Origin of the sequence: Roseovarius conchicola, assembly GCF_041403425.1 — a bacterium.
Taxonomy (GTDB): Bacteria; Pseudomonadota; Alphaproteobacteria; order Rhodobacterales; family Rhodobacteraceae; genus Roseovarius; species Roseovarius conchicola.
On the sequence record NZ_JBGEHK010000004.1, the window covers coordinates 149,714 to 174,182 of the forward strand.

The window sequence follows — 24,469 nt, forward strand, 5'->3', positions numbered from 1 at the left end:
CCAACACCTCAACAAGGAGACGTCCCAATGAAACATGCCTTCCTGACAACCGCCACCGCAGCCCTGATGGCGCTTGGCAGCTACGCCAGCGCCGCCGATCTGAAAATGAGCCACGTGCGCCCGCAGGACGCCACGATTGATGTAGAGCTGCGCGCCTTTTCCGCTGCTGTCTCCGAGGCGACCGGCGGCGAGGTGTCGGTCAACCTGTTCCCGGCCTCCGCCCTTGGCGACTATACCACGGTTCAGGAACGGATCAGCGTCGGTGCCATCGACATGGCCACACAACCCGCTGCCACGGCCGCAGACCGCCGGATGCAGATCAGTTCCTTCCCCTATCTGGCAGGCAACTGGGATCAGGCCCGCGCGGTCTATGGCCCCGGCGGTGTCGTGAGCGAAGTGATGGAAGGGCTTTATGCCGAGCAGGACATCACCATGCTGGCCGCCTACCCGGTTTACTTCGGCGGCATCTCTTTGAATGTCGATAATCCCAATGCAGGATCGGTTGATCCGAACGGCATCAAAGTCCGCGTGCCCGGCATCAAAAGCTTTCAGCTGACCGGCGAAGCCCTTGGATACATTCCCGCCCCGATCCCCTTCTCGGAAGCCTTCACCGCCGTTCAGACCGGCGTTGTGGATGGTGTGATCGGCTCGGGCGCAGAAGGCTACTACGCGTCCTTCCGCGATGTCACCAAGACATACATCCCCGCCAACACTCATTTCGAGGTCTGGTACATGATCATCTCGAACGGCAGCCTTGCAGAGCTGTCCGACGAAGATCAGGCCGCCCTCAAGGAACAGGCCGCCGCGTTTGAAACAACCCGCTGGGGCGTGGCCGAAGAGGATCAGGGCCGCAACGAACAGCGCCTTGTCGATGAACTTGGGGCCACCGTGGCCGAGCTTACCGACGCAGATCTGGCAGCCATGGCCGAAAAGGTCCGCACCGATGTCTGGCCCGCCGTTCTGGAAGATGTGGGTGCCGAGTGGGGTCAGGCGATCCTCGACAAAGTCGCCGCCGCCGGCAACTGAGCCAAAACCATGTCAGGGCGGCACGGTCGCCCTGACGCCTTTCTCACCAGTGGAATAGGGTCATGGACACCGATTATGCCATCATCGGAGGAGGCGTGGTTGGCCTCTCTGTCGCCTGGGGATTGCTCCGGCGCGGGCTGAGCGTGACGGTTCTGGACGGCGATGACGGGTCATTCCGGGCAAGCCGGGGCAACTTTGGTCTCGTCTGGGTTCAATCCAAGGGGATGAACCAACCCCGCTATGCTGAGTGGTCACAGCAATCCGCTGCCATCTGGGCCGAGTTCGCCGACGAACTGGGCGCCAACACAGGCAAGGCCGTGCCGTTGGAGCAAAACGGTGGTTATGATCTGCATTTCTCGGAAGAAACGCTGCAAGACACGGTCGAGAAATACGAGAAACTGAAACAACGGCTGGATGGCGACTATCCATACGACGTACTGGGCCATAACGCGCTGCGCAAGGAAGAGCCGCATATCGGTCCAAAGGTCGTCGGCGCGATCCTGCATCATCAGGACGGCCACGCCAATCCGCTCCGCTTGCTGATGGCGCTGGCGGCGGATGTCCGGCGCATGGGCGGGCGTGTGCTGACCGGCAAAACCGTGACCGGGGTCACCAAACCAGACGGGTTCCGCATCACCTGTGGTGACGGGACAATCATCGGGTCCGGCAAGGTGGTTCTGTCTGCCGGGCTGGGCGCGGCGCAATTGGGTCCGAAGATGGGCTTCAAGGCCCCCATCCACCCCCAGCGCGGACAGGTTCTGATTACCGAGAAACTGCCCAAGATCATCAACCGCCCCTCGCTGATCGCGCGACAGGTGGATGAAGGCGGCATCCAGATCGGCGCCACGAATGAAGAGGTCGGCCTTGATGATCGGGTCACGCAACCGGGCCTGTCCGGTCTCGCTGCCGAGGCGATTGCCGCCTATCCCGCTTTGGCCAAGGCGCAGCTTGTCCGCAGCTGGAGTGCGTTGCGCATTCTGTCGCCCGACGGGCTGCCCATTTATCAGGAAAGCGCCACCATGCCGGGCGCGTATCTGGTGACCTGCCACAGTGGCATCACCCTTGCTGCGGCCCATGCCCGCCTTCTGCCCGACTGGCTGGAAGGTGGCGCAACCGCACCGGATCTGGAGGTGTTCAGTGAATCCCGCTTCGACATTTCTTGAGCTTGACGACGCTCCGCGCGTCGACGTGTCCTTCGCTGGTCAGACACTGCACCTGCCCGAGGGCGCGAACCTCGCTGCCGCGCTTTTGGCGGCCGGCGTGGACGTGTTCTGGCACACCCCGGTTTCCGGTGCACCGCGCGCCCCGTTTTGCATGATGGGCGCCTGTTTTGACTGCCTGATTGAAATTGATGGCGTGGTGCAGCAGGCCTGCATGCTCGAGGTCAGCGAAGGCCTGCAGATCACGCGACCGCACGACCATGACGCAGAGGCCCAAGATGCCCAAACGTGATCTTGTTATCATCGGGGCTGGCCCCGCAGGTATGGCCGCCGCCGCGCAGGCGGCTGACCTGGGACTCGGTGTGACCGTTCTGGACGAACAACCCCGTGCCGGCGGGCAAATCTACCGCGACGTGGACAGGGTATCGTCCATCCGGGGCAGCATCCTGGGCAAGGATTACACCCAAGGGGCCGCGCTGACCGCCGGATTGCGCCACGACGCGATTGATCACGTCACCGGAGCAGTGGTCTGGGCCATAGAAGAAGGCTTTCGGATTTCCTACACGCGCGGCGGTCGCAGCGCTCAGATCAATACCGATCACATCCTGCTGGCCACAGGCGCGCTGGAACGCCCCATGCCACTGCCGGGCTGGACCCTTCCCGGCGTGATGACCGCGGGGGCCGGGCAAATCCTATTGAAACAATCCGGTGTTCTGGCCCGAAATGCCGTTCTGGTTGGGTCAGGCCCGCTTCTCTACCTGATCGCGGCACAGATGGTCCGCGCCGGCACCCCGCCAGCGGCGATGGTCGAGACCCAGACACGGGGCGACATGATCCGCGCGGCACGGCATCTGGGCGGCGCCTTGCGCGGCTGGCCCTACATGGCCAAGGGTCTGAAAATGCTGGCCGAAATCAAACGCGCCCGGGTGCCTCGTTTCACCGGCGCGACCGGTATTGCCATTCAGGGCGATGGCCGGGCCGAGGCCGTGAGCTTTACGCATAAAGGGCACACACAGCGCATCGCCTGCGAGACAGTATTCCTGCATCACGGCGTGGTGCCCAACACCCAGACCGCGCGATCTCTGGAGATTTCTCATGCATGGCACGCCACACAGGGTTGCTTTGTTCCGATACTGGATAAATGGGGCCAAAGTGATGTCGCAGGGGTCTTTATCGCCGGGGATGGCGCCGGGATCGGCGGGGCAAAGGCAGCAGAGCACACCGGGCGGCTGGCAGCATTGAAAATCGCCGAAGGCAATGGCAAACTTTCCGCATCCGAACGCGATCACAAGGCAGCCCCCCTTCGCACGGTGCTATCGAGGGAAATGGCGGCCCGCCCGTTCCTTGACGCGGCCTATCCTCCCTATGGCGAGGCCCTGCGCCCGGCCGACAGCACCATGATCTGCCGCTGTGAAGAGGTGACCGCCGGAGATATTCGCGGCTATGCCAAGCTGGGATGTATTGGGCCAAACCAGACCAAGGCCTTCGGACGCGCGGGCATGGGACCGTGCCAAGGCCGGTATTGCGGGTTAACCGTGACCGCGTTGTTGAGCGAAACCAACGCCCAGACACCGGATGAAACCGGGTACTATCGCATCCGCCCGCCCCTCAAGCCCGTCACACTTGGGGAACTGGCAGCCATGGATCACCCTGCACCGGACAAGGCAGAGTAGGACAACGCGTCGATCACCACCACGGCGTGTGGCCCCGCGACGAACCCGCTTCACAGATTTTCACGAACCGCCGTAAAACCGATGTATGACGCGCGCGTTTCGCCTTAAATGGTGTCCGAAGTCTCAAGCCTAACGCCTTCGGGAAGGATGTCAGACATGCGAAGCACAAAAACCATTCACGTCGTATCCTGCCACGCCGAAGGCGAAGTCGGCGACGTCATTGTCGGCGGCGTGGCCCCGCCACCGGGCAAGACGCTCTGGGAACAACGCACGTGGATTGCCAGGGATCAGACCCTGCGCAACTTCATGCTGAACGAACCGCGCGGCGGCGTGTTTCGCCACGTGAACCTGTTGGTGCCCCCGGTGCACCCCGAGGCCCAGATGGGTTGGATCATCATGGAGCCCGAAGACACGCCACCCATGTCCGGCTCCAATTCAATCTGCGTCGCAACGGTGTTGCTGGACAGCGGCATCATTCCCATGACCGAGCCGGTCACCGAGATGACATTGGAGGCCCCCGGTGGCCTGGTACGGGTGCGCGCCGAGTGCCGCAACGGCAAGGCCGAACGCATCACTGTCCGGAACCTTCCATCATTCGCGGTTGCGCTGGACGCCTCCCTGAATGTTCCGGAGATTGGTCAGATCACGGTTGATACGGCCTTTGGCGGTGACAGCTTTGTCGTGGTCGATGCCGCGGCCCTTGGGTTCGAACTGGTCCCGCGCGAGGCCCGGGCGCTGGCCGAACTGGGTGTGGCCATCACCAACGCCGCCAACGCGCAACTGTCCTTCAGTCATCCGACCAACGCAGACTGGACGCATTTCTCGTTCTGCCTGTTTGCCGGGCCAGTCACACGCGAGGGCACTCACCTGACCACATCCGCCGCTGTCGCAATCCAGCCGGGTAAAATCGACCGCTCACCAACCGGCACCGCGGCCTCGGCGCGCATGGCGCTTCTGCACGCGCGGGGCGACATGCAGGTCGGCGAGACGTTTACCGCAAGGTCCATCATCAACTCCGAATTCCACGGCCGGATTGCCGACACGACAACACTGGGCGACACCCCGGCGATCATCCCCGAAATCACCGGCCGCGCGTGGATCACGGGCACACATCAGCACATGCTCGACCCGGATGATCCATGGCCCCAGGGCTACCGCCTGAGTGACACCTGGCCCGACCTGAAAGACCGGTAAGCCTGCCTGTGCTCAAAGCCCGTAAGGCGTTCAAGACCGGGGGGCCTACATCCTCCGGGGCACATAAGCCAACAACGACAGCCCGATACGGGACTGAGCAGTATCGAACATAATTGAATAAAGGTAGGTGGCGGAGACGAAGGGATTCGAACCCTCGAGACCCTTCCGGGCCTACTCCCTTAGCAGGGGAGCGCCTTCGACCACTCGGCCACGTCTCCGCCGACCCGTTTAGCGATGGTGCAAAGCGGGGGCAAGAGCAGATTCCGCCCATGCCCGCCGAATTTCACAGAACCAGCACCAGATAGATCAGTCCGGTCAGCACCGCGCAGCGACGCGGGCAGCAGCCATAAGCAGCCAGAAAGCTCAGCGCTGCGAAGATCAGGTTGGCAGTCTCAGGCGTTTGCAGCCATGCCATCAGGGGTTGTATCAGCCACATCATCGGATAGTCTCCTTTTGAATGTGGCGGGCCCGCCTTGGGTTAAAGCGTTGTCGACACGAGATAATTTAAGAGCAAAGGAGATCGCCGTAGAGCACGCCGATGACACCCGGGGACACGACCGAGGAACATCAAGCGACATCAGGTGATCATGAGTGACACCGAATGACATTTAACGCATGGCAAGAGCTGGGATTTGCCATCCGTCAGGCACGAATCGGTCGTGGCTGGAATCTGGAAAAACTGGCTGACAAGGCGCTCGGAAATGGCGCGCGCAAGGGTTATGTCGGGCAGGTCGAAAAGGGCCTGCGCAACCTGTCGCCAGAAACCATCGACAAGTTCGATCAAGCGCTGAGCCTGCCCGAAGAGGTCGTGAAGGCGGCTCATATGGCCCCGCCGCCGGACACCTCCAAACCGGATGAAGAAAAGGTCGACCGGGATGTTGAGCGCATGTTGTCACGCGCCAACAAGGACGAGCACGCCCCTCAAATGGGCGAAACCCTCATGATCGCGCTGGCCTATGAATTCGCGGGTGGCAAATACCTCGATCTGCAAACCGCTTATGTCGGCCTGCGCAAGGCGTTGGAAGCCGCCGAAAACATTCGCAAGCGGGGGGAAATGCCCTCGGATAACACCGGAAGCCAGTTGAACTCGGTGTTGGCCGAGGTGGCCAAGCTGAATGCCGAAGGTGAGTTGGAAAAGGCAGACGGCCTGTTCGAAGCCGAAGAGCGCCGGATGCTCAAAGTGCACAAGGCCGAACAGGACCGGATGGATCAACAGGCAAAGGCGCTATTGGCGCGACGGCTGGATCAGGACCGGCTGCGCAACGATCCCGCCGCAGCAGCCGACCATATGATCCGCGACCTCATGCGCCGCGCCCCGGCTGGTGGGGTATGGCGGGCAACACAGGACCTCCTGATCGAATGGAGAGGCCGCGGGGAAACGCAGGGCGATCCGTTTGATCTGCGCGTCGCACTGGTGCTGGCCAACCGCAACCTGAAGCGGGCCAAAGGTTCGCAGAAAGGGGCTGCTCTTAGCAGTCTCGGGAGTTGCCGTTTGGCCTTGGGCGAGCGTAGTTCCGATACGGCCTATCTGGAGGGGGCTGAAAAAGCTTGCCGCACGGCACTGAAGACCTTTTCGAAATCCGGCGACGCGGAGAACTGGAGTATCATTCAGAGCAATCTCGGTAGTACCCTGGCCAAACTTGGTGAACGGGCTACCGACCTGGAAAAACTGCGGCAAGCCATCGTCGCCCACCACGCCGCCCTAAGCGTGTGCAGTAAGGACAAGACGCCGGAGGACTGGGCAAGTTTCCAGAACAATCTCGGCAGTGCCTTGCAAGGCTTGGGCAAACGCACGGACGATCCCGATCTCCTGCAAAAAGCCATCGCAGCCCACCACGCCGCCCTGAGCGTTCGAAGCAAGGAAAAGACCCCAGAGGACTGGGCAACTTCCCAGAGCAATCTAGGCAATGCTTTGCAAGAAATGGGCGACCGCACAAACAACCCCGATCTCCTGCAACAAGCCATCGACGCCCACCGCACTGCCCTGACCGTCCGCAGCAAGTACAAGACGCCAGTGAATTGGGCTAACTCCAATCATAACTTGGCGATCGCCCTACGCAGCCTCGCTCGATTGGAGAATACTCCAACCGTCTTTGACGACGCCGAGGCCGCTTACAAAAATGCGCTGACAATTACTACCCCGGAAAACGCGCCTTACCATTGGGCCGATACCATCGGCGGGCTTGGCGAACTGGCGTTGGATCGGTTCGCGTTCGACCCCGACCCAAAACATCTGGATCAGGCCGAGGCTTACTTGTCCGAAGCGAAATCAATCATGACTACGGCTAACGAGTATCTGGATGACCGCTGCGACGACTTGCTTGCCCGGATCACCGAGGCCCGCTCGTCGATTTCAGGCATCTGACATTCTGTACAAATTGGGTTTCAGCCCCTCTGAGTTTACCCCAAATTGTACAAAACCTGCGACCTGCCCCCCGGACACCTCCTGCCGTAGGCCGGGGTTCACCCCGGCACGCCAACCCCCAAATCAGGTGTTGAACAGGAAGTGCAGAACGTCGCCGTCTTTGACGGTATAGCCCTTCCCCTCGGCCCGCATTTTGCCCGCTTCCTTGGCACCCTGTTCGCCGTTGCAGGCGATGAAATCATCATAGGCGACCGTTTCGGCCCGGATGAAGCCGCGTTCGAAATCGCCGTGGATCACGCCCGCGGCCTGGGGGGCCAGCGTGCCGGTCCGGATGGTCCAGGCGCGGGCTTCTTTCGGGCCGATGGTGAAATAGGTTTCCAGTTTCAACAGCGCATGACCTGCCCGGATCAGACGATCAAGGCCCGCTTCTTTCAGGCCCATTTCCTCGAGGAACATCTCGGCTTCATCCGGCTCAAGCTGGCTGATTTCTTCCTCGATCTGCGCCGATATGATGACGGCGGCATTGCCCTGCGCTGCGGCCATTTCCTGCACTTTGGCAGAGAAATCATTGCCTTCAGCGGCGGACCCCTCATCGACATTACACACATAGAGAACCGGCTTAGTCGTCAGTAATTGCAGGTTTTTCCAGGCCTTGGCATCCTCGGCATCCACATCCACCACGCGCGCCGGGGCACCCTCTTCCAGCACGGCCTGCGCGGCGGCGAGCAGGCGATCCTGCTGCACCGCTTCCTTGTCATTGCCCTTCAGCTTACGCACCAGACCGGCGCGGCGCTTTTCGATGCTTTCCAGATCGGCCAGCATCAACTCGGTTTCGATCACTTCGGCATCGGCGACCGGGTCAACCCGCCCCTCCACATGGGTGACGTCGCCATCCTCGAAACAGCGCAGCACATGGGCGATCGCGTCGACCTCGCGGATATTGGCCAGAAACTGATTGCCCAGCCCTTCGCCCTTGCTGGCCCCTTTCACCAGGCCCGCAATATCGACAAAGGTCATGCGCGTCGGGATGATTTGCTTGGACGAGGCAATCGCGGCCAGCTTGTCCAGCCTCTCGTCCGGCACCGCCACTTCGCCCACATTGGGCTCAATCGTGCAAAACGGGAAATTCGCCGCCTGCGCCGCAGCGGTCTTGGTCAATGCATTGAACAGGGTCGATTTGCCCACATTCGGCAGACCCACGATACCCATTTTAAAGCCCATAGCGCACCTCTTTCGCTGAGTTGCGCTGCTTCTATGGGCAGTCCGTCACCGGCGCAAGGCCCGCTATCCTACCGGCGCTGTCAGCCCGGCGATTTCAATGGGGGCTCCCTGCCCGTCCCGGGGCGTGATGCCAAGGCGCGACGGGCGACCCATTTCAACCCCTTGGATCACCTCAAACGGGGTGTCTTGTATCCCGGCATCGCGCAAATAGCCCGCCAGTGCCGCTGCGGCCGCCCCGGTGGCCGGATCTTCGTAGACGCCATGCCCGGCAAAGGGATTGCGGCTGTAAATCCGGGCCGGGCTTTCGCGCCAGATCAGATTGACGGTGACAAGCTGTTCGTCCTGCATGAACGCCGCCCCGGTGTCAAAATCATAAGACATATCCTGCAACAGCTTGTGGGTCGCCACGGGGATCAGCAGATGCGAGGCACCGCCATTGATCCGCGCAGGGCCAACATCCTTATCCAGACCGCTTTGGGCAATGCCAAACACCTCAAGCGCGCGGGTCAGGACATCCGGGGTCAGCGCCTGATGAGATGTGGGGGGCGAAGTGAGTTCGGCGCCCCAGGCATCGCCCTCCTGAAAAGCGCGCACCGAAATCTCGGCCTCGTTCAGAACCAATGGATAGCTCCCGGCGCCAAAGGCGGCCCCCAAGGCCGCACCAAGTGCAATGGTCGCATGGCCGCAAAACGGCACCTCAGCCTGGGGGGCAAAGTACCTGACACGAAATGCCTCGCCCTGCCGGGCAGCAAAGGCGGTTTCTGAATACCCAACCTCGGCGGCGACACGCTGCATCTGTTCGGCATCGGGCATCTGATCGCCGATCACGACCCCGGCGGGGTTGCCGCCCTGCCCGTCCTTGGTGAATGCTGCCAGTCGTTGGATGTCCATCTTGCCTCTCCTTTTCGCGGTGGCGCTGATCCTGCTTGGTGGGTGAGCCGCTGGCAAACCGTGATTTGTGATGCGCCCCATTCGTTAGCGCGATGAGAGGCGCAAAATCTGGCCGCCCCCATTGATTTCCCCGCCATCTTTCGCCAAACCGTGCCCAAGGTTATTCCGGGGACAGTGATGACACGCATCGACAGCAAATTCGCCCAACTGCGCGCAGACGGTAAGAAGGCCTTTGTGGCCTATGTGATGGCAGGGGACCCGAACTACGAGAAATCGCTGGAGGTGGTCAAAGGCCTGCCGGGTGCCGGCGTTGATGTGATCGAATTGGGCCTGCCCTTTACCGATCCGATGGCCGATGGCCCCACGATCCAGCTGGCCGGTCAGCGCGCCTTGGAAGGCGGTATGACTCTGAAGAAGACGTTGGCGCTGGCAACCGAGTTCCGCAAGGGCGACGACACGACACCCATCGTGCTGATGGGCTATTACAACCCGATCTATCACCACGGTGTCGAGGCATTTCTAACCGATGCCAAGGCCGCTGGGATCGACGGGCTGATCGTGGTGGACCTGCCCCCCGAAGAAGATGACGAACTGTGCATCCCGGCCCAGAAGGCAGGATTGAACTTCATCCGGCTAGCCACGCCCACCACGGATGACAAACGCCTGCCCAAGGTGCTGACCAACACGTCGGGTTTTGTCTACTATGTCTCGATCACCGGGATCACCGGTGCCGCCGAGGCGCAGGCCACGGATGTGGGCCCGGAAGTGGCGCGGATTCAAGCCGCCACCGACCTGCCTGTGATCGTGGGCTTTGGCATCAACACTCCCGAAAAATCCCGCGCGATTGCCAGTGTGGCAGACGGGTCTGTTGTGGGCTCGGCCATTGTGGCAATGATTGGCGAAGGCAAGCCGGTGGATGAGGTGCTTGGCTTTGTCAAAACGCTGGCTGATGGGGCGCATTCGGCCTGACAAACCGGGTTGTTGCATTGCAGCGGATAAATTGGTAAAGAAATATAACCAATTTACAAAAAAGGCCGCTGCCATGCCCGTCATCACCTGTATCGAAGACCTCCGCCGCATCTATGAACGCCGTGCGCCGCGGATGTTTTATGACTATTCCGAAAGCGGCAGTTTCACCGAGCAGACCTTTCGCGAGAACACCTCGGATTTTGATCAGCTAAAACTGCGCCAGCGTGTGGCGATTGACATGACCGGGCGCAGCACGGCCACCCAGATGATCGGGCAGGATGTGTCGATGCCCGTGGCTCTGGCGCCTGTCGGCCTGACCGGCATGCAGCATGCGGATGGCGAAATCAAAGCGGCCAGAGCGGCAGAGAAATTCGGCGTCCCGTATACACTTAGCACGATGTCGATCTGTTCCATCGAGGATGTGGCCGAGAACACCACCAAGCCATTCTGGATGCAGGTTTACACGCTGAAAGACGATGATTTCATGCAACGCCTGTTTGATCGAGCGAAAGATGCCAAATGCTCGGCGGCGGTGATCACGGTTGATCTGCAATTGCTGGGTCAACGACATAAAGATTTGAAAAATGGCCTCTCGGCCCCGCCCAAGCTGACGGTGAAATCGGTGGCGAACATGATGACCAAGGTGCAATGGGGTCTTGGCATGCTGGGCACCAAGCGGCGCAGCTTTGGTAACATCGTTGGCCATGCCTCGGGGGTGACGGACCCCTCATCGCTGTCCAGCTGGACAGCTCAAGCCTTTGATCAGGCGCTTGACTGGGACCGCATCCGCCAGTTTCGCAAAATGTGGGATGGCCCGCTGATCATTAAGGGCATCATGGATCCGCGCGACGCGCGTGAGGCGCTGAATGTGGGGGCAGATGCGATCATCGTCTCGAACCATGGCGGGCGGCAATTGGACGGCGCGCTGTCAGCGATCCGTGCCCTGCCCGGCATAATGGAGGCTGTCGGCGACAAGATCGAAGTACATATCGACAGTGGCATCCGCACCGGTCAGGACGTGCTCAAAGCCGTCGCCCTGGGGGCCAAGGGCACCTATATCGGGCGGGCCTATGTCTATGGGCTGGGCGCGATGGGCGAGGCGGGCGTCACCCGCGCGCTGGAGGTGATTCATAACGAGTTGGATACCTCGATGGGCCTGTGCGGGCGGCGTGACATCACCAAACTGGATCGCGATATCCTGATGATCCCGAAGGATTTTGAAGGCGACTGGGCCTGACACTTGAGCCGACCACAGTGAAACGCTAGAATGGAACCAGGGCCTGACCCGGGCCTCCTCCCTCCGATTGGGGCAGCATTTGTCATGCAGGGGTTTATGATCTGGAAATCCGCTGTTCAGGCTGAGTGCATAAGGAGGGATTGCCAAACGGCCTGTTTCAGAGGGGTTTATCCATGAAACTTTCCTTCCCGATTTATCGTCTCAAGCGCCAAGCCAAGCTGTTGGCACGTGAAAAGGGCATTCCACTGCATCTGGCGCTGGATCAGATTGCCCATTCGCAAGGCTTCCGCGCGTGGTCGCATCTTGCCGAAAGCCAATCGCAGGTGGTGTCCGCCAAGGCCTTGCTGGAAGCCTGCACACCGGGCGAACTTGTCCTTCTGGCCACGCGACCGGGTCATGGCAAAACCCTGTTGGCACTTGACCTGCTGGCCGAGGCCGCCGGTGCCGGGCGGGCTGCGTATTTCTTCACGCTGGAATACCACCCCAGCGAATTGCAGACCCAGATTGGCAAAGGTATCCACATTGATACATCCGACGGGATCTGCGCCGATTACATCATCGGTGTTATGCAGGACGCGCCCGCCGGATCGGTGGCCGCCATTGATTACCTGCAACTGCTTGATCAAAAACGCCAGTTTCCACCACTGGCAGATCAGGTGGCGACCCTCAAACGCTTTGCCGAAGCGCGTGGCATCACGATTCTGGCGCTCTCCCAGATAGATCGCGGGTTTGATGCAAAGGATGGTCCCCTGCCCGGCTTTGCCGACATCCGGCTGCCCAATCCTGTGGACCTCTCTCTGATCTCGAAGGCCTGTTTTTTGCATGATGGGCAAGCACGGCTTGAAACCCTTTTGAATTAGGTAGAATCCCCCTTTCCAACAGGGTCATTCCGGTCTATACGCGCGTCTTCACGCGGGACTACAGCCTTGGAGGAGTCCCGCATCACATATGGAGAATACAAGATGGCTGGAGAAATTCCTGATCTTCACGCCCAGGAACGCACGGGGACGGGCAAGGGCGCCGCTCGTGCAGCACGCCGCGAAGGCATGGTTCCGGGGATCGTTTTTGGGGGCGACGTTGATCCGTTGCCGATCAACATTCCGTTCAACGTTCTGCTGAAAAAGCTGAAAGCCGGGCGCTTTAAGTCGACCCTTTTCAACCTCAAGGTTGACGGGCATGACGATGTGCGGGTGATCTGCCGCGACGTTCAGCGCGATGTGGTCAAAGACCTGCCGACGCATCTGGACCTGATGCGCCTGCGCCGCACCACCAAGATCAACCTGTTCATCAACATGGAATTCGTTGGCGAAGAAGAATGCCCTGGCCTGCGCAAGGGTGGTGTTCTGAACGTTGTGCGCAACGAGGTTGAGCTGATCGTGACAGCGGGCGATATTCCCGAAAGTCTGACGGCGGACATCAGCGGTCTGGAAATTGGTGACTCGGTCACGATTTCCGACATCAAACTGCCTGAGGGCAGCAAGCTGACCATTGACCGTGACTTCCTGATCTGCAGCGTTGCAGCACCAACCGTGCTTGGCGCGGATGACGAGGAAGACGACGACACCGATGCAGAAGTCCCGACCGTTGGTGAGGACGAAGCAGAAGGCGACGCCGAGGGCGGCGAAGAGTAATCTTCGACCACTCGGAATTACGACAAGGCGCGTTCCCACAGGGGGCGCGCCTTTTGTAATGAGCAGCCTCAGTGTTGCAGGGCGGCAATGCGGACGAAGCGGTCACTTGCGGAGCCGCGCAATGGCCAGACCGCGGGATGGCGATCAGACATTTCTGCCGTGCACTTTATGGTCCCAAACCCGCAAGAGTTCACCGCGTTGCGCCAAATTCGGCCAAATCGCCAGCCCTTGCGGGCGGCCTGGCGATCGCGCGGCGGCCTGCGGCCTTGATTCCGCGCGGGGGGATGACCACCAAGGGCTCAATGCGGACATCAACACTACGCCTTTAGTCACCCTATCTTTCGTTGATTCCGCCCCTCTCTGCGCGTAGACCACTTGCACCAACGAACAGGGCAATCGCGATGCAGCTATTTGTAGGCTTGGGCAATCCGGGCGCAAAATACGCCAGGAACAGGCACAACATCGGTTACATGGCGGTAGACCGGATCGCCGAGGATCATGGCTTTGGCCCGTGGAAATCTAAATTTCAGGGGGTGATCAGCGAAGGTCGGCTGGGACCTGAAAAGATCATGTTGCTCAAGCCCGAAACTTTCATGAACCTGTCGGGGCAGTCGGTGGGTGAGGCGATGCGCTTTTACAAGCTGACCCCTGAAGACGTTCTCGTTTTCCACGATGAAATCGACCTGGCCCCCGGCAAGCTGCGCGTCAAACAGGGCGGTGGACATGCGGGCCATAACGGCCTGCGTTCGCTGCACCAGCATATCGGCGATGGCTATGGGCGCATCCGCATGGGCGTGGGCCATCCGGGCCGCAAAGAGCTTGTACCGCATTACGTATTGCAGGACTTTGCCAAGGCCGATGCCAATTGGCTGGACGATGTGCTGCGCGGGGTCAGCGATGGCGCCCCCCACCTGGCCGCAGGCGCCAATGACAAGTTTCAGAACGCGGTTGCCCGGCGCACAGCCCCACCCAGATCGTCCAAGACCGAGGGCAGGGCCAAAGCAGCGGCAAAACCCACCCAAGTAGAACCCGAACCCCCCGCCGAAGACACCCGCAGCGCGATGCAAAAGCTGATGGACAAGTTCCGGTGACACAAGACTGCGCGCGCAATATCGCGCATCTCTTTGAAAGCGATCGGATCGCGGGCAATTTCTCAACCGTCGATCGGCTTTTCCCAACGTCTGAAATCGCCTCGCCCGAACCCTCGCCAGCTTTACCCAAAGGACAGATTCAGCGGTTGCCCAATGCCGTTTTACAGTGGATCGAGACGCAATGGGTTACCTCGTTCCTTGTGCTGAAAGATGGTGCCTTGATCCATGAAAGTGCACATCGCGGAACCCAACCGGAAGACCGGCGCATGTCCTGGTCTATCGCGAAGAGCTTTCTGTCAGTTCTTTTCGGCATCCTGCGTGGTGAGGGCATGTTCCCGTCGCTGGACGTTTCCGCAACGGAGTATGCGCCCGCGCTGAAAGGCTCGGCCTATGATGGCGTCACTCTGGAGCACCTGTTGCAGATGACCAGCGGGGTGGCGTTTGACGAAGACTATCATGACCCTGCATCCGATATTCGCCGTCTTGCCGACTATCTGGGGCGTGGCGGAGGCCTTGATGCCTATATGGCCGCGCGTCAGAAGCGCCACGCCGCACCCGGCGCGGTCTGGGTCTATAACTCGCTGGACACCCAGGCGCTCGGCATGGTGATCCGGGGCGCGACCGGGCGCGATACTCCTGATCTGCTGTCCGAGAAACTGATCACGCCGCTGGGTTGCGAGGCCGCCCCGGGATATCTGACCGATGCCCGCGGCGTCGCCTTCGTGCTGGGCGGGCTGACCATGCGCGCTCGCGACTATGCCCGCTTTGGCCAGATGATGGCAGATCGCGGCCGGTGGCAGGGCCGCCAGATCGTGCCGCGCGACTGGACCGACCGGGTTGATCACGGGTTGGCCCCCACGCCCGAGGGCGAGCTGGGATATGGCGACCAATGGTGGCGTCCTGCCGATGCAGTACCCGGTGAATTCATGGCCTGCGGGATTTACGGCCAGTACATATATGTCAACCGGGCCGCACGAACCGTCTGCGTGACCACCTCGGCCAACCGACGCTTTTCGGAGGAGGGCGTATTCGAGAATGCGCTGGATATTTTCCGCCAGATAGCTGCCCTCTGAACGCACTTGCGCTTGTCCGGTCCATTGCGTACCTCCAAGCAGGAAGGACAGGTATATGCGCGCGATACTGAAATGGGGCTTTCGGGCCGTCTTGCTTGTGCTGATGGTGGCCATCGGCCTTGGCATCTGGAAACGCGAAGAATTGATGCGCCTATGGGCGGTGAATTCGCTGTTTGATGAAGACGTGATCGTCGCCAATTTCTCGAATATGGACCGCGCCTTTCTGACTGTCGAGGTGCCGCGCGGGTCAGGCCCCGTCTCGCCCCTGCCCCAAGGCCCTGAAGCCACTCTGCCAGATGGTGTTGCGCCATGGATCACCGAACAGGCGGTGACCTCTCTGCTGGTGCTGAAAGACGGGCAGATCGTGCATGAAAGCTATCACCTTGGCACCGGACCCGAAGACCGCCGCATCAGCTGGTCGATGGCCAAAAGCTATCTCTCGGTACTGATGGGATTGCTGGTTGAGGATGGTACGATTGCCTCACTGGATGACCCTGTCACGAAATACGCGCCGCAACTGACCGGCAGTGCCTATGACGGGGCGACGATCCTGAATGTGCTGCAAATGACCAGCGGGGTCGTGTTTGACGAGGATTATCTGGACTTCAATTCCGACATCAACCGCATGGGCCGAGTGCTGGCCCTAGGGGGCACCATGGACGGGTTTGCCGCTGAGCTAAGCGAGAGTTTCGCAGCGCCTGGAACCGACTGGCAATATGTCTCGATCGACACGCATGTGATCGGCATGGTGATCCGTGGCGCAACCGGGCGCGATATCCCGTCGCTCCTGTCTGAACGCGTGATCGAACCCCTGGGATTGGAGGCGACGCCCTATTACCTGACTGACGGTGAGGGTGTGGCCTTCGTGCTGGGTGGGCTGAACCTGACTACACGGGACTATGCCCGTTTCGGCAGGATGGTGGCGCAGATGGGCCGCTATGGTGCAACACAGGTGATCCCCTCGGACTGGATCACGGCCTCGACCCGCGCCAGCGCACCCACGGATTCAGGTCAGACCGGATATGGCTATCAATGGTGGATACCCGTTGGCGCGCCCGATGGCGTGTTCATGGCGCGCGGCATCTACGGGCAATATATCTATATCGATCAATTCCGCGACGTGGTGATCGTGACCACCGCCGCGGATCGCGGGTTCCGCGAACCTGGTGTGAATGCGCAAAATATCGAGATTTTCCGCGCTATTGCCGAGGCGCTCTGAACGCCTACAATAGAGGGCGAAAGGACAATCCGATGATCCAGAAAGCACCTTCTTTGAACGTTGTGGGCACCGAGCTCCAACTGTGTTCAAACGATCCGGTCACCGGATTTTTCCGGGACGGACATTGCAACACCTGTGACGAGGATCATGGCAGCCACACGGTCTGCGCGCTTATGACAGCCGAGTTTCTGGCCTATTCCAAATATGTCGGCAATGACCTGAGCACACCGCATCCCGAGTTTGGCTTCAAGGGTCTGAAACCAGGCGATCAATGGTGCCTGTGCGCGGCGCGGTTCCTGCAAGCCCATGACGAGGGCTGTGCGCCGCAGGTGCGACTTGAGGCAACGCATGAGCGGGCGTTGGACATTGTGCCGCTGGATGTGCTGCAGCAGCACGCGCCCGATTAACACCCGCCTGCATCCGCCCAGACGGTCGGGGCTATGTCTGGCTTGAAAAGGCGCTTAGGCTGGTTCTTCAATGGGTGGAGAACGGTAAGCATGGCGCGGCACGATCAAAGCAAGGCACGTCTTGTTCTGGCTGCGGCATCCCTGCTCTGCGCGGTTCTGGGGTCAGTACACGCGTTCTCGGTCTTTCTTGAACCCCTTGAGCTGGCATTTTCGGCCTCCCGCTCTGCCGTCTCCTTCACCTACTCACTGGCCTTGGTCACGCTCACCTGCACTGTGCTTTTGGGACCGCGCATATTTGCCCGCTGGTCAGCGGCACGTCTTGTTCTGGTGACCAGCGCGCTGGCCGCTTTTGGTACCTTTTTGGCGGGCATCGCCGGTTCTCTGCCTGTAATCTGGCTGGGGTACAGTCTGATCTTTGGCGCTGCCAACGGCATTGGATATGGCTTTGGCTTGCAAATTTCGGCGCAGGTCAACCCCGGGCGCGAAGGGCTGGCCATGGGCATTGTCACCGCTGCTTATGCGTTGGGTGCGATTGTATCACCCATTCTCTTTGCCATCGCTGTCGATGTCAGCGGGTTTGCCTTGGCAATGCTCGCCATGAGCGTCGTTCTGATCGCTACCGGGTCGATCAGCGCCACCCTGATGCATCGCGCCAAGGCTTGGTACAAGTCGTCCAGACCCGCCGCAGACAGCAAACCCACCGCGATCAGGGATCAGCAATTGCTTTGGATCGGGTATTTCGGAGCCGTACTGGCCGGGTTGATGGTGCTGGGCCACGCCGCAGGCATTCTGGCCGTCTTGAAACCCGGTCTGCCAGGTTGGACGGCAGCGGTGGTCATCTCATGCACCAACCTTGTTGGCAGCCTTGCAGGCGGACGTCTTGCTGACAAGATCCCCCTAGGCGTGTTGCTGAGCGGTCTGGCCATACTAACCGCCTTGTCCTTGGTCGGTCTTGCTTTGATTGGTCCTGTTGGCGGGGTGATCGTCGGGTTAAGCCTTGTCGGGTTCGCCTATGGTGGCACGATTGCCGCCTATCCAGCCGTCATCGCCAAACTGTTCGGAACGCAGGACAGCGCGCGCGTTTATGGGCGTGTTTTCACGGCCTGGGGCGCCGCCGGATTGCTGGGTCCGTGGCTGGCCGGTGTACTGTTTGATATCAGCGGAACCTATCACATCGCCTTGCTCACGGCGGCAGGGTTCGGCCTGTTCTCGGCAGGCGTGGTGACTTTGGTGTTTCGGCGCAGAACGGTTGGGGGCTAGCTGTCTTGGGCAAAGGCCCGACGAATAGCCCCCTGCATGGCCTTGATCGCGAGGCTATCCGCATCCTCTCGTGTTCCCAGAACCAGATGAGAAACGGGCATGGGTTTGAACCCCTGCTCGGCCCCAAGCGGTTGCACATCGGGCGTTTGACTGGTTTTTCCCAAAAGGCCAATGGCGATTCCGGCCTCGATTGCGGCCAAGACACCCGTAACGCTTTGACTTGAATAGACAACCTTATACCGCAGGCCGGATGCATTTAACGCAGCCAGCGCCGCGTCCCGCCACCAGCAATCACGATCAAACAAGGCCACCGGCACCGGATCCCGTGATAACAGATCATGGTGGCGCGACATCATCCAGCATGTCTGTTCGCGCCGCAAGATGTCAACGCCCGGAGTTGGGTCGGCCTCTTCATAAACCGCAAGATCCAGCGCGCCCGAGGTCAGCGCATCGGGATAGGTGGCACTCAGCGCGCAAGTGACTTCCAGTTCGACCAGCGGGTGGGATTGTGCAAACTCGGCGACGATCCGGGCCAGCACCGCGTGGCTTTGATCATCGGGCAGGCCCAGACGTAGTTTGCCATGCAGATCATCCGATGTGAGATCCCGCAACGTGCTGTCCAGCATCCGTGTCACGTCCCGTGCCACCGGCAACAGTTTCTCTCCAGCCTCAGTTGGAACCACCCCGCGCCCATGCCGTTCAAACACCGGTTGCCCGAGGATATCTTCCAACTTGGCAATTTGCAGGCTGGCCGCTGACTGGGAGCGGAAAATACGTGCCGCGCCCTTGGTGACGCTGCCCGTTTCGACCACCGCCAGAAAGGTGCGGAGCAGATCACTATTGAGATTTTCCATTTGATTTCCTCATGGCTGATACATGAATAACCCGTTTCACATATGAATTAAGCCCACCCATAGTCAAGAAGTCCCCATTCAAGAGGCGCATCATGTCCGACCAGACCCACCCCACATCCCGCACCAGTCGCAGATCAGCGCTGATCCTCGGCGCAGTGCTGCTAGCCGGTCTTGGGGTCGTGATCTGGCCACAGGATATGGCCGCCATGGCGGGCTTCGTGGTCTATGGCCTGGTTTCGGTCGCACCTCTGGTGATCCCCGGGCTGTTTCTGGCCTCATGGATCATAGCCAGCGGCGCGGACAGCCAGATCGCTCGCGCCTTTGAGGGGCGCACGCTTCACACGATCATCGCCGCCTCTGCTATTGGTGCCGTGACTCCGGTTTGCGGTGTCACGGTGCTGCCCCTGATGGCCGGTTTGCTGGCGGCGGGCATCCCGTTGGCCCCGATCATGGCGTTCTGGCTGTCCTCTCCTGTGACCGACCCGGCGATGCTGGCCACCACCGCCGCCACGCTGGGAATGAGTTTCGCCATCGGCAAAACGGTAGGGGCGTTCGGCCTGGGCCTTTGGGGTGGCGCCATCACAGCGCTTTTTGCCCGCAAGGAATGGTCTTTGGACGCGCTGCGCAAGAATGCCATCGTTGGAAACCTGTCCAAATGCGGCTGTGACAAGCCTGTTGGATTTCAAGCCTGTGTCTGGCAAAGCCCAGAACGACGGGCGGTCTTTCGCCAGAACTTTGCGGCCACGACCCGGTTGATCCTGATCTGCCTGATCCCTGCCTTTGCCGCCGAATACGCCCTGAACGCGGCCCTGCAACCCGAGGCACTTTCGGCTTATGTCGGCGAGGACGCGTGGTGGGCCATTCCCTTTGCAGTCATCGTGGGCGCGCCTGCTTATCTCGATGGCTATGCCGCCCTGCCCCTGACACGCGGGTTGATGGATCACGGCATGTCACCGGGAGCGGCCATGGGGTTTCTCGTCTCCGGCGGCGTGGTCAGCATCTGGGGGGCGATGGCGATCTTTCCGGTTCTGCGGCTGAAACCCTTCGTGCTCTATCTGGCTTTAGCTGTCTCGGGATCGCTGATGGTGGCCTATGTCTTCGACTGGATCATGTGACCAGCACGGAAAAACCCGGCCCGAGGTTCCCCCCGGGCCGGGCCTGTTCAGTCGCGCAACCGCACGACGTCGGTCATCAGACCTTCGGTCCCGTTATGGACCGTCAGTGTGTCGACCTTTCCGGCGATGCTCTCAAGCGCCTCAAGCTCTTTCAGGCGCAGCATCACAGGGTTCTCGGCCATCACCTTTGCCGTGTTCAGAAGCGCCCGCGTTGCGTTCGTTTCTTCCCGGCGCCGGATCACGTTGGCCTCGGCTTCTTTCTCAGCCGTGACAACACGGTTGAGGATTTCGCGCATCTCGCCGGGCAGGATCACGTCTTTCAACGCGATCTCGCCCAGTTCGATCCCGATCCGGGCCATGTCGGCCCGCACGGTTTCGGCCGCTTCGGCATCAATGGTCACTTTCTCGGCCAGCAGCCGGTCCAGTGTCATCGCACCCAGCGTCCGGCGAAACGCCAGCTGTAGCGCGCGGTGCAGGGCCTCGTCATGGTCCCGCACAGCAGCAACGGCACGCTCAGGATCAGTGACCCGGTAGGTCGCCGTCAGGTTGACCCGGATGGTCACCCGGTCCTTGGTCAGGATTTCCTGTCCAGTGACCTCGTGGGTCCGCATCCGAAGATCGACTTGCCGCACGGCCACGTGCCGTCCCAGCCGCCAATGCGCATGGATCCCGGGGGCAAGCCGCCCTTTCAGATCCCCATCGACGGTCAGCAAGCCAACATGCCCCTCGGCCACATGGGTGGCCGCGTAAGCCTGGGTCAGCCCGGCACGGGTGAGCGCATCCATCAGTGCCTTGGGCACTGTCAGCGTCTCGGTAACCGCGTGACGCTCTACCTCCCAAGGGCCTGCGTCGGTCCAGTAGACCACGCGTGTCCCGGTCAGCAAAACATCGTAGAGACGGCCATCACGCCGCACGATCAACACCTCACCGTCTTCTGCTCGCAGCTCGGTCAAATGCGCCGCGACCAGATCGGGACGATCCCGAAAGAGGGCGCCCTCAAGGGGCGTTGCCAGACGATGTTGTGTCAGATCGTGGGTCTCAAGGGTCAGCCCACGCCGCTTCAGGCGGTGCTCCCCTGCGCTCAGGATACCATCGATCCGCCCGTGCCGCAGCACCAGCATCCGCTCGGTTTCCATCACGGTGACGCGGGTAATCCCGGCCAGCGTTTCGATCAGTCGTGTCAGTGTATGTATCATCGTCTTTTTCCTTCTCTCTCGTCCTATCGTCGTCGCAAGGTGCGATCTCCTTTTGGTTGGGTGGGTTGCGGCAGAAGTGCCGACAGGTGTTAAGCTCCATGTTGGAACGTTGAAGTGGATCCGGAGCCGCCCCGCGCCAAAGCTTCGCGCGGGATGGGGCGAGAGGGCGTTGCGGTGATCCGGCGCGCGTTCCGGGGTAACCCCCGGCCTGCGGGCCGCCTCACGGCGTTTCCATCATCCCCGCTCCGGCGCAAATGCCAGAGCAGCGGCAATCCTTTGCCCTTCCCCTCCGAAGAGAGGTCAGGCACCGGGTGCCCCTGCTGAGACGACCCCGGACCCGTGATGTGACTGGCGTGGAAGGCCAGTGCTCCTGTTCAGGGAGCTTGAGGTGCAATGGCAGGATTCGAACCTGCGCCAAAACGATTAACAGTCGTTTGCTCTAACCAGACTGAGCTACATTTGCAGTTGCTTGGAAGGGAATCGAACCCTCGCCCACAGAACCAAAATCTGTTGCTCTACCACTGAGCTACCAGCATTCCCGCGCCGCCCGGCCCTGGCATACGGGGCTGGCAGGGCCGCCCGCACCGGCGGAGGTGAAAGCTCCAACCGCTAGGGTCCGATCCGCGTGATCGGGAGGCAGGTGATACCGCTAACGGCGCGAGTCGGACTACAGGGTAAAATACCAGCGCAAAACACTCGTGATCTTTGCGCAACAATATTTCAAGCCCAGGTAATAAATGAAAAAGCGCGCCCACTGGCGCGCCCTTCATTCGTCAAATCACGCCCTAAAGACGCAATTATCCTACGCGTCCCTCAGTCCGCCTCGGCCATCTCAAAACCCAGATGCTTGGCGACGGTAAAGATATCTTTGTCGCCCCGCCCGCACATGTTCATGACGATCAGATGATCGGCGGGCAGTTCGGGCGCGATCTTCATCACATGGGCCAGCGCATGGCAGGGTTCCAGCGCAGGAATAATGCCCTCTTTCTCACAAGACAGCTGGAACGCACCCAGCGCTTCTTTGTCGGTGATCGAAACATATTCGGCCCGGCCCGTGTCATGCAGCCAGGAATGCTCGGGGCCGATGCCCGGATAATCGAGGCCCGCCGAAATCGAATAGCCTTCCAGAATCTGACCGTCATCATCCTGTAGCAGATAGGTGCGGTTGCCATGCAGCACGCCGGGGCGCCCACCGGTCAGGGACGCGCAATGTTCCATCTTGGCATTCACACCTTTACCGCCGGCCTCAACACCGATGATCTGCACATCCTTGTCATCGAGGAACGGATAGAACAGGCCCATCGCGTTTGACCCGCCGCCAATCGCGGCGATGATCGTATCCGGGTAGCGGCCCTCGGCAGCCATGATCTGTTCCTTGGTCTCCTTGCCAATGATAGATTGGAAATCACGCACCATTGCCGGGTACGGGTGCGGACCCGCGACCGTGCCGATGCAATAGAACGTGTCGCGCACATTGGTGACCCAGTCGCGCAGCGCATCGTTCATCGCGTCCTTCAGCGTGCCGCGACCGGAGGTCACGGGCACCACTTCGGCCCCCAGAAGGCGCATGCGGAACACGTTGGGCTTTTGGCGCTCCACATCATGTGCACCCATATAGACCACGCATTTCAGGCCAAACTTGGCGCAGACCGTAGCGGTCGCCACACCGTGCTGCCCCGCGCCGGTTTCGGCAATAATACGGGTCTTGCCCATGCGGCGGGCCAGCAGGATCTGCCCCAGCACATTGTTGATCTTATGCGCGCCGGTGTGGTTCAGCTCATCCCGCTTGAGGTAAATCTTGGCCCCGCCCAGATGCTCGGTCAGACCTTCGGCGAAATACAAAGGCGAGGGGCGGCCCACATAATGGGTCCACAGATCGTTCATCTCGGCCCAGAAGCTTTCATCGGTTTTGGCGTGCTCGTACTGTTCCTCCAACTCCAGGATCAGCGGCATCAGGGTTTCGGACACGAACCGCCCGCCGAATTTGCCGAACCGGCCCTTTTCATCGGGGCCAGTCATGAAGGAGTTGAAAAGATCATTCATCGCAGAGTGCCTATCGCTATGGGTCTGCGTTTGAATATGGGACGCGCTCAGGATTTTCCAGCGAAAAGCTTAGTTTCCCAGCGCGCGCCAAGGCTTGGGCATAAACACCCAGCGGTCATTCACATGGATCAGCCCGTCAAAGGCCATGCCAATAGTTTCGCCGGGTTCAACGAACTTGAAGCGCACGATCGGAAAGTTCCCCTGCAAATAGGGGCGCACATCACCATACCCGCCTGGGAAATCCTCAAGCACAGGGTCACCGTCGCGCAATGATCCGGTGGTCCCGTGCCAGACAAGCACCTGGGTCTGCCCCTGTTTTGGGCCGATCTGCGCATCCGGGGTGAACATGCCTTCATACATCGGGATCAGCCGCTCGGCCAATTCTGGCGCATAGACCGCACGGATATCCGCCTCGGTCGGTTTCAGTGCCGCCGTCAATGCAATGCGATCCGCAGATGGGTCGAGGAACTGGTTCAGAAACGCTTCGGCATTAGCTTTGGTGCCAGCGGTCTCGGGCGTGTTCTTCTGGCTGGCCTGTACGATCTGGATCAACGTGGCCTGCGGGTTGGACTCGCAAAAGGCAGCCACATTGCGCATGACCGTCACAGCATTATCCACCCGGATCAACGTGCTTTGGGTGTTGTTGACGCTGTCAAGATAGCCCGTGACCCAAGCCCCCAGCATGACGCGTTCGATATCCGAGGCGTTTTCAAATATCTGCGCACAGCTGTCCGTGGTCTGAAAACCGTCGTTCGCCTTAGCCAGTGTGGGTGCCATCATCAGCCCAGCCACAAGGGCGCATGTAAAATCTCTCATCTAAAGCTCCGATAAAATAACCTTGGAC

General features: G+C 60.4%; 23 protein-coding genes and 3 tRNA genes. 16 read left to right on the plus strand and 10 right to left on the minus strand.

Annotation, left to right across the window (positions count from 1 at the left end; genetic code table 11):
• Positions 1–27: 27 nt before the first annotated feature.
• The 5 genes from dctP (at position 28) to V6N02_RS12775 (ending at position 5,053) form a co-directional block, all read left to right on the plus strand.
• A complete protein-coding gene (gene dctP / locus V6N02_RS12755; protein ID WP_371225988.1) occupies positions 28–1,026 on the plus strand; it encodes a TRAP transporter substrate-binding protein DctP in 999 nt (332 codons plus the stop codon).
• A 62-nt stretch (positions 1,027–1,088) separates the two neighbouring features.
• Positions 1,089–2,189, plus strand: a complete 1,101-nt coding sequence (locus V6N02_RS12760) for an NAD(P)/FAD-dependent oxidoreductase (RefSeq protein WP_371225989.1) — start codon at positions 1,089–1,091, stop codon at positions 2,187–2,189.
• Entirely contained in the window at positions 2,164–2,478 is a 315-nt protein-coding gene (locus tag V6N02_RS12765) for a (2Fe-2S)-binding protein (protein ID WP_371225990.1), read from the plus strand. The genes V6N02_RS12760 and V6N02_RS12765 overlap by 26 nt, the downstream gene beginning before the upstream one ends.
• A complete protein-coding gene (locus tag V6N02_RS12770; RefSeq protein ID WP_371225991.1) occupies positions 2,465–3,859 on the plus strand; it encodes an FAD/NAD(P)-dependent oxidoreductase in 1,395 nt (464 codons plus the stop codon). Before V6N02_RS12765 ends, V6N02_RS12770 begins: the two co-directional genes overlap by 14 nt.
• A gap of 156 nt (positions 3,860–4,015) precedes the next feature.
• Positions 4,016–5,053 (plus strand): trans-3-hydroxy-L-proline dehydratase, encoded by a 1,038-nt coding sequence (locus tag V6N02_RS12775; protein WP_371225992.1) that lies wholly within the window; start codon positions 4,016–4,018, stop codon positions 5,051–5,053.
• A 128-nt stretch (positions 5,054–5,181) separates the two neighbouring features.
• On the opposite strand, the gene V6N02_RS12780 is transcribed toward V6N02_RS12775, so the two are convergent.
• Positions 5,182–5,271: transfer RNA gene (locus V6N02_RS12780), tRNA-Ser, on the minus strand.
• A 65-nt stretch (positions 5,272–5,336) separates the two neighbouring features.
• The gene (locus tag V6N02_RS12785; RefSeq protein ID WP_371225993.1) at positions 5,337–5,492 is read right to left on the minus strand and encodes a hypothetical protein; all 156 of its coding nucleotides are present in this window, start codon (positions 5,490–5,492) and stop codon (positions 5,337–5,339) included.
• A 162-nt stretch (positions 5,493–5,654) separates the two neighbouring features.
• Between V6N02_RS12785 and V6N02_RS12790 the strand changes: the two genes are divergently transcribed.
• On the plus strand, positions 5,655–7,418 hold the full coding sequence (locus tag V6N02_RS12790) for a helix-turn-helix domain-containing protein (protein WP_371225994.1): 1,764 nt from the start codon (positions 5,655–5,657) through the stop codon (positions 7,416–7,418).
• Between the two features lie 123 nt (positions 7,419–7,541).
• Here the strand turns inward: V6N02_RS12790 and ychF are convergent, their stop codons facing one another.
• Both ychF and V6N02_RS12800 read right to left on the minus strand, forming a co-directional pair.
• Positions 7,542–8,639 carry a redox-regulated ATPase YchF gene (ychF, locus tag V6N02_RS12795; RefSeq protein ID WP_371225995.1) on the minus strand — a complete coding sequence of 366 codons (1,098 nt, stop codon included), beginning with the start codon at positions 8,637–8,639 and terminating at the stop codon, positions 7,542–7,544.
• A 63-nt stretch (positions 8,640–8,702) separates the two neighbouring features.
• A complete protein-coding gene (locus V6N02_RS12800; RefSeq protein ID WP_371225996.1) occupies positions 8,703–9,530 on the minus strand; it encodes a PhzF family phenazine biosynthesis protein in 828 nt (275 codons plus the stop codon).
• A 177-nt stretch (positions 9,531–9,707) separates the two neighbouring features.
• On the opposite strand from V6N02_RS12800, the gene trpA reads away from it, so the two are divergent.
• The 9 genes from trpA (at position 9,708) to V6N02_RS12845 (ending at position 18,417) form a co-directional block, all read left to right on the plus strand.
• Positions 9,708–10,499: a tryptophan synthase subunit alpha gene (gene trpA / locus V6N02_RS12805; protein WP_371225997.1), complete on the plus strand. Its 792-nt coding sequence runs from the start codon at positions 9,708–9,710 to the stop codon at positions 10,497–10,499.
• A gap of 73 nt (positions 10,500–10,572) precedes the next feature.
• Complete coding sequence (locus V6N02_RS12810; protein ID WP_371225998.1) at positions 10,573–11,736, plus strand: alpha-hydroxy acid oxidase; 1,164 nt, start codon at positions 10,573–10,575, stop codon at positions 11,734–11,736.
• 173 nt (positions 11,737–11,909) lie between these two features.
• Positions 11,910–12,596 carry a DNA helicase gene (locus V6N02_RS12815; RefSeq protein ID WP_371225999.1) on the plus strand — a complete coding sequence of 229 codons (687 nt, stop codon included), beginning with the start codon at positions 11,910–11,912 and terminating at the stop codon, positions 12,594–12,596.
• A 102-nt stretch (positions 12,597–12,698) separates the two neighbouring features.
• Complete coding sequence (locus tag V6N02_RS12820) at positions 12,699–13,367, plus strand: 50S ribosomal protein L25/general stress protein Ctc (RefSeq protein WP_371226000.1); 669 nt, start codon at positions 12,699–12,701, stop codon at positions 13,365–13,367.
• Positions 13,368–13,768: 401 nt separating this feature from the next.
• Positions 13,769–14,458: an aminoacyl-tRNA hydrolase gene (pth, locus tag V6N02_RS12825; RefSeq protein WP_371226001.1), complete on the plus strand. Its 690-nt coding sequence runs from the start codon at positions 13,769–13,771 to the stop codon at positions 14,456–14,458.
• Positions 14,455–15,531, plus strand: a complete 1,077-nt coding sequence (locus V6N02_RS12830; RefSeq protein ID WP_371226002.1) for a serine hydrolase domain-containing protein — start codon at positions 14,455–14,457, stop codon at positions 15,529–15,531. The genes pth and V6N02_RS12830 overlap by 4 nt, the downstream gene beginning before the upstream one ends.
• A 55-nt stretch (positions 15,532–15,586) precedes the next feature.
• Entirely contained in the window at positions 15,587–16,750 is a 1,164-nt protein-coding gene (locus V6N02_RS12835; protein WP_371226003.1) for a serine hydrolase domain-containing protein, read from the plus strand.
• Positions 16,751–16,782: 32 nt separating this feature from the next.
• Positions 16,783–17,157: a DUF2237 family protein gene (locus tag V6N02_RS12840; RefSeq protein ID WP_371226004.1), complete on the plus strand. Its 375-nt coding sequence runs from the start codon at positions 16,783–16,785 to the stop codon at positions 17,155–17,157.
• 90 nt (positions 17,158–17,247) lie between these two features.
• Positions 17,248–18,417 carry an MFS transporter gene (locus V6N02_RS12845; RefSeq protein ID WP_371226005.1) on the plus strand — a complete coding sequence of 390 codons (1,170 nt, stop codon included), beginning with the start codon at positions 17,248–17,250 and terminating at the stop codon, positions 18,415–18,417.
• Here V6N02_RS12845 and V6N02_RS12850 read toward each other — a convergent pair.
• On the minus strand, positions 18,414–19,271 hold the full coding sequence (locus V6N02_RS12850; RefSeq protein ID WP_371226006.1) for a LysR substrate-binding domain-containing protein: 858 nt from the start codon (positions 19,269–19,271) through the stop codon (positions 18,414–18,416). The genes V6N02_RS12845 and V6N02_RS12850 overlap by 4 nt on opposite strands.
• Positions 19,272–19,363: 92 nt before the next feature.
• Between V6N02_RS12850 and V6N02_RS12855 the strand changes: the two genes are divergently transcribed.
• Entirely contained in the window at positions 19,364–20,386 is a 1,023-nt protein-coding gene (locus V6N02_RS12855; protein ID WP_371226007.1) for a permease, read from the plus strand.
• 47 nt (positions 20,387–20,433) lie between these two features.
• Here V6N02_RS12855 and V6N02_RS12860 read toward each other — a convergent pair whose 3' ends face one another.
• The 5 genes from V6N02_RS12860 to V6N02_RS12880 all read right to left on the minus strand — a co-directional run bounded on the left by V6N02_RS12860 (position 20,434) and on the right by V6N02_RS12880 (position 24,441).
• Positions 20,434–21,582: a slipin family protein gene (locus V6N02_RS12860; protein WP_371226008.1), complete on the minus strand. Its 1,149-nt coding sequence runs from the start codon at positions 21,580–21,582 to the stop codon at positions 20,434–20,436.
• A gap of 389 nt (positions 21,583–21,971) precedes the next feature.
• Positions 21,972–22,045: transfer RNA gene (locus V6N02_RS12865), tRNA-Asn, on the minus strand.
• A gap of 2 nt (positions 22,046–22,047) precedes the next feature.
• Positions 22,048–22,117, minus strand: a tRNA-Gln gene (locus tag V6N02_RS12870).
• Between the two features lie 278 nt (positions 22,118–22,395).
• The gene (trpB, locus tag V6N02_RS12875; RefSeq protein ID WP_371226009.1) at positions 22,396–23,625 is read right to left on the minus strand and encodes a tryptophan synthase subunit beta; all 1,230 of its coding nucleotides are present in this window, start codon (positions 23,623–23,625) and stop codon (positions 22,396–22,398) included.
• Positions 23,626–23,694: 69 nt separating this feature from the next.
• Positions 23,695–24,441: a hypothetical protein gene (locus V6N02_RS12880; RefSeq protein ID WP_371226010.1), complete on the minus strand. Its 747-nt coding sequence runs from the start codon at positions 24,439–24,441 to the stop codon at positions 23,695–23,697.
• Positions 24,442–24,469: the final 28 nt, after the last annotated feature.

What these genes read in the sequence shown, in the direction of transcription:
- dctP (WP_371225988.1), top strand. Translation starts at nt 28, where the DNA reads ATGAAACATGCCTTCCTGACAACCGCCACCGCAGCCCTGATGGCGCTT.
- V6N02_RS12760 (WP_371225989.1), top strand. Translation starts at nt 1,089, where the DNA reads ATGGACACCGATTATGCCATCATCGGAGGAGGCGTGGTTGGCCTCTCT.
- V6N02_RS12770 (WP_371225991.1), top strand. Translation starts at nt 2,465, where the DNA reads ATGCCCAAACGTGATCTTGTTATCATCGGGGCTGGCCCCGCAGGTATG.
- V6N02_RS12775 (WP_371225992.1), top strand. Translation starts at nt 4,016, where the DNA reads ATGCGAAGCACAAAAACCATTCACGTCGTATCCTGCCACGCCGAAGGC.
- V6N02_RS12785 (WP_371225993.1), bottom strand. Translation starts at nt 5,492, where the DNA reads ATGATGTGGCTGATACAACCCCTGATGGCATGGCTGCAAACGCCTGAG.
- V6N02_RS12790 (WP_371225994.1), top strand. Translation starts at nt 5,655, where the DNA reads ATGACATTTAACGCATGGCAAGAGCTGGGATTTGCCATCCGTCAGGCA.
- ychF (WP_371225995.1), bottom strand. Translation starts at nt 8,639, where the DNA reads ATGGGCTTTAAAATGGGTATCGTGGGTCTGCCGAATGTGGGCAAATCG.
- V6N02_RS12800 (WP_371225996.1), bottom strand. Translation starts at nt 9,530, where the DNA reads ATGGACATCCAACGACTGGCAGCATTCACCAAGGACGGGCAGGGCGGC.
- trpA (WP_371225997.1), top strand. Translation starts at nt 9,708, where the DNA reads ATGACACGCATCGACAGCAAATTCGCCCAACTGCGCGCAGACGGTAAG.
- V6N02_RS12810 (WP_371225998.1), top strand. Translation starts at nt 10,573, where the DNA reads ATGCCCGTCATCACCTGTATCGAAGACCTCCGCCGCATCTATGAACGC.
- V6N02_RS12815 (WP_371225999.1), top strand. Translation starts at nt 11,910, where the DNA reads ATGAAACTTTCCTTCCCGATTTATCGTCTCAAGCGCCAAGCCAAGCTG.
- V6N02_RS12820 (WP_371226000.1), top strand. Translation starts at nt 12,699, where the DNA reads ATGGCTGGAGAAATTCCTGATCTTCACGCCCAGGAACGCACGGGGACG.
- pth (WP_371226001.1), top strand. Translation starts at nt 13,769, where the DNA reads ATGCAGCTATTTGTAGGCTTGGGCAATCCGGGCGCAAAATACGCCAGG.
- V6N02_RS12835 (WP_371226003.1), top strand. Translation starts at nt 15,587, where the DNA reads ATGCGCGCGATACTGAAATGGGGCTTTCGGGCCGTCTTGCTTGTGCTG.
- V6N02_RS12840 (WP_371226004.1), top strand. Translation starts at nt 16,783, where the DNA reads ATGATCCAGAAAGCACCTTCTTTGAACGTTGTGGGCACCGAGCTCCAA.
- V6N02_RS12845 (WP_371226005.1), top strand. Translation starts at nt 17,248, where the DNA reads ATGGCGCGGCACGATCAAAGCAAGGCACGTCTTGTTCTGGCTGCGGCA.
- V6N02_RS12850 (WP_371226006.1), bottom strand. Translation starts at nt 19,271, where the DNA reads ATGGAAAATCTCAATAGTGATCTGCTCCGCACCTTTCTGGCGGTGGTC.
- V6N02_RS12855 (WP_371226007.1), top strand. Translation starts at nt 19,364, where the DNA reads ATGTCCGACCAGACCCACCCCACATCCCGCACCAGTCGCAGATCAGCG.
- V6N02_RS12860 (WP_371226008.1), bottom strand. Translation starts at nt 21,582, where the DNA reads ATGATACATACACTGACACGACTGATCGAAACGCTGGCCGGGATTACC.
- trpB (WP_371226009.1), bottom strand. Translation starts at nt 23,625, where the DNA reads ATGAATGATCTTTTCAACTCCTTCATGACTGGCCCCGATGAAAAGGGC.
- V6N02_RS12880 (WP_371226010.1), bottom strand. Translation starts at nt 24,441, where the DNA reads ATGAGAGATTTTACATGCGCCCTTGTGGCTGGGCTGATGATGGCACCC.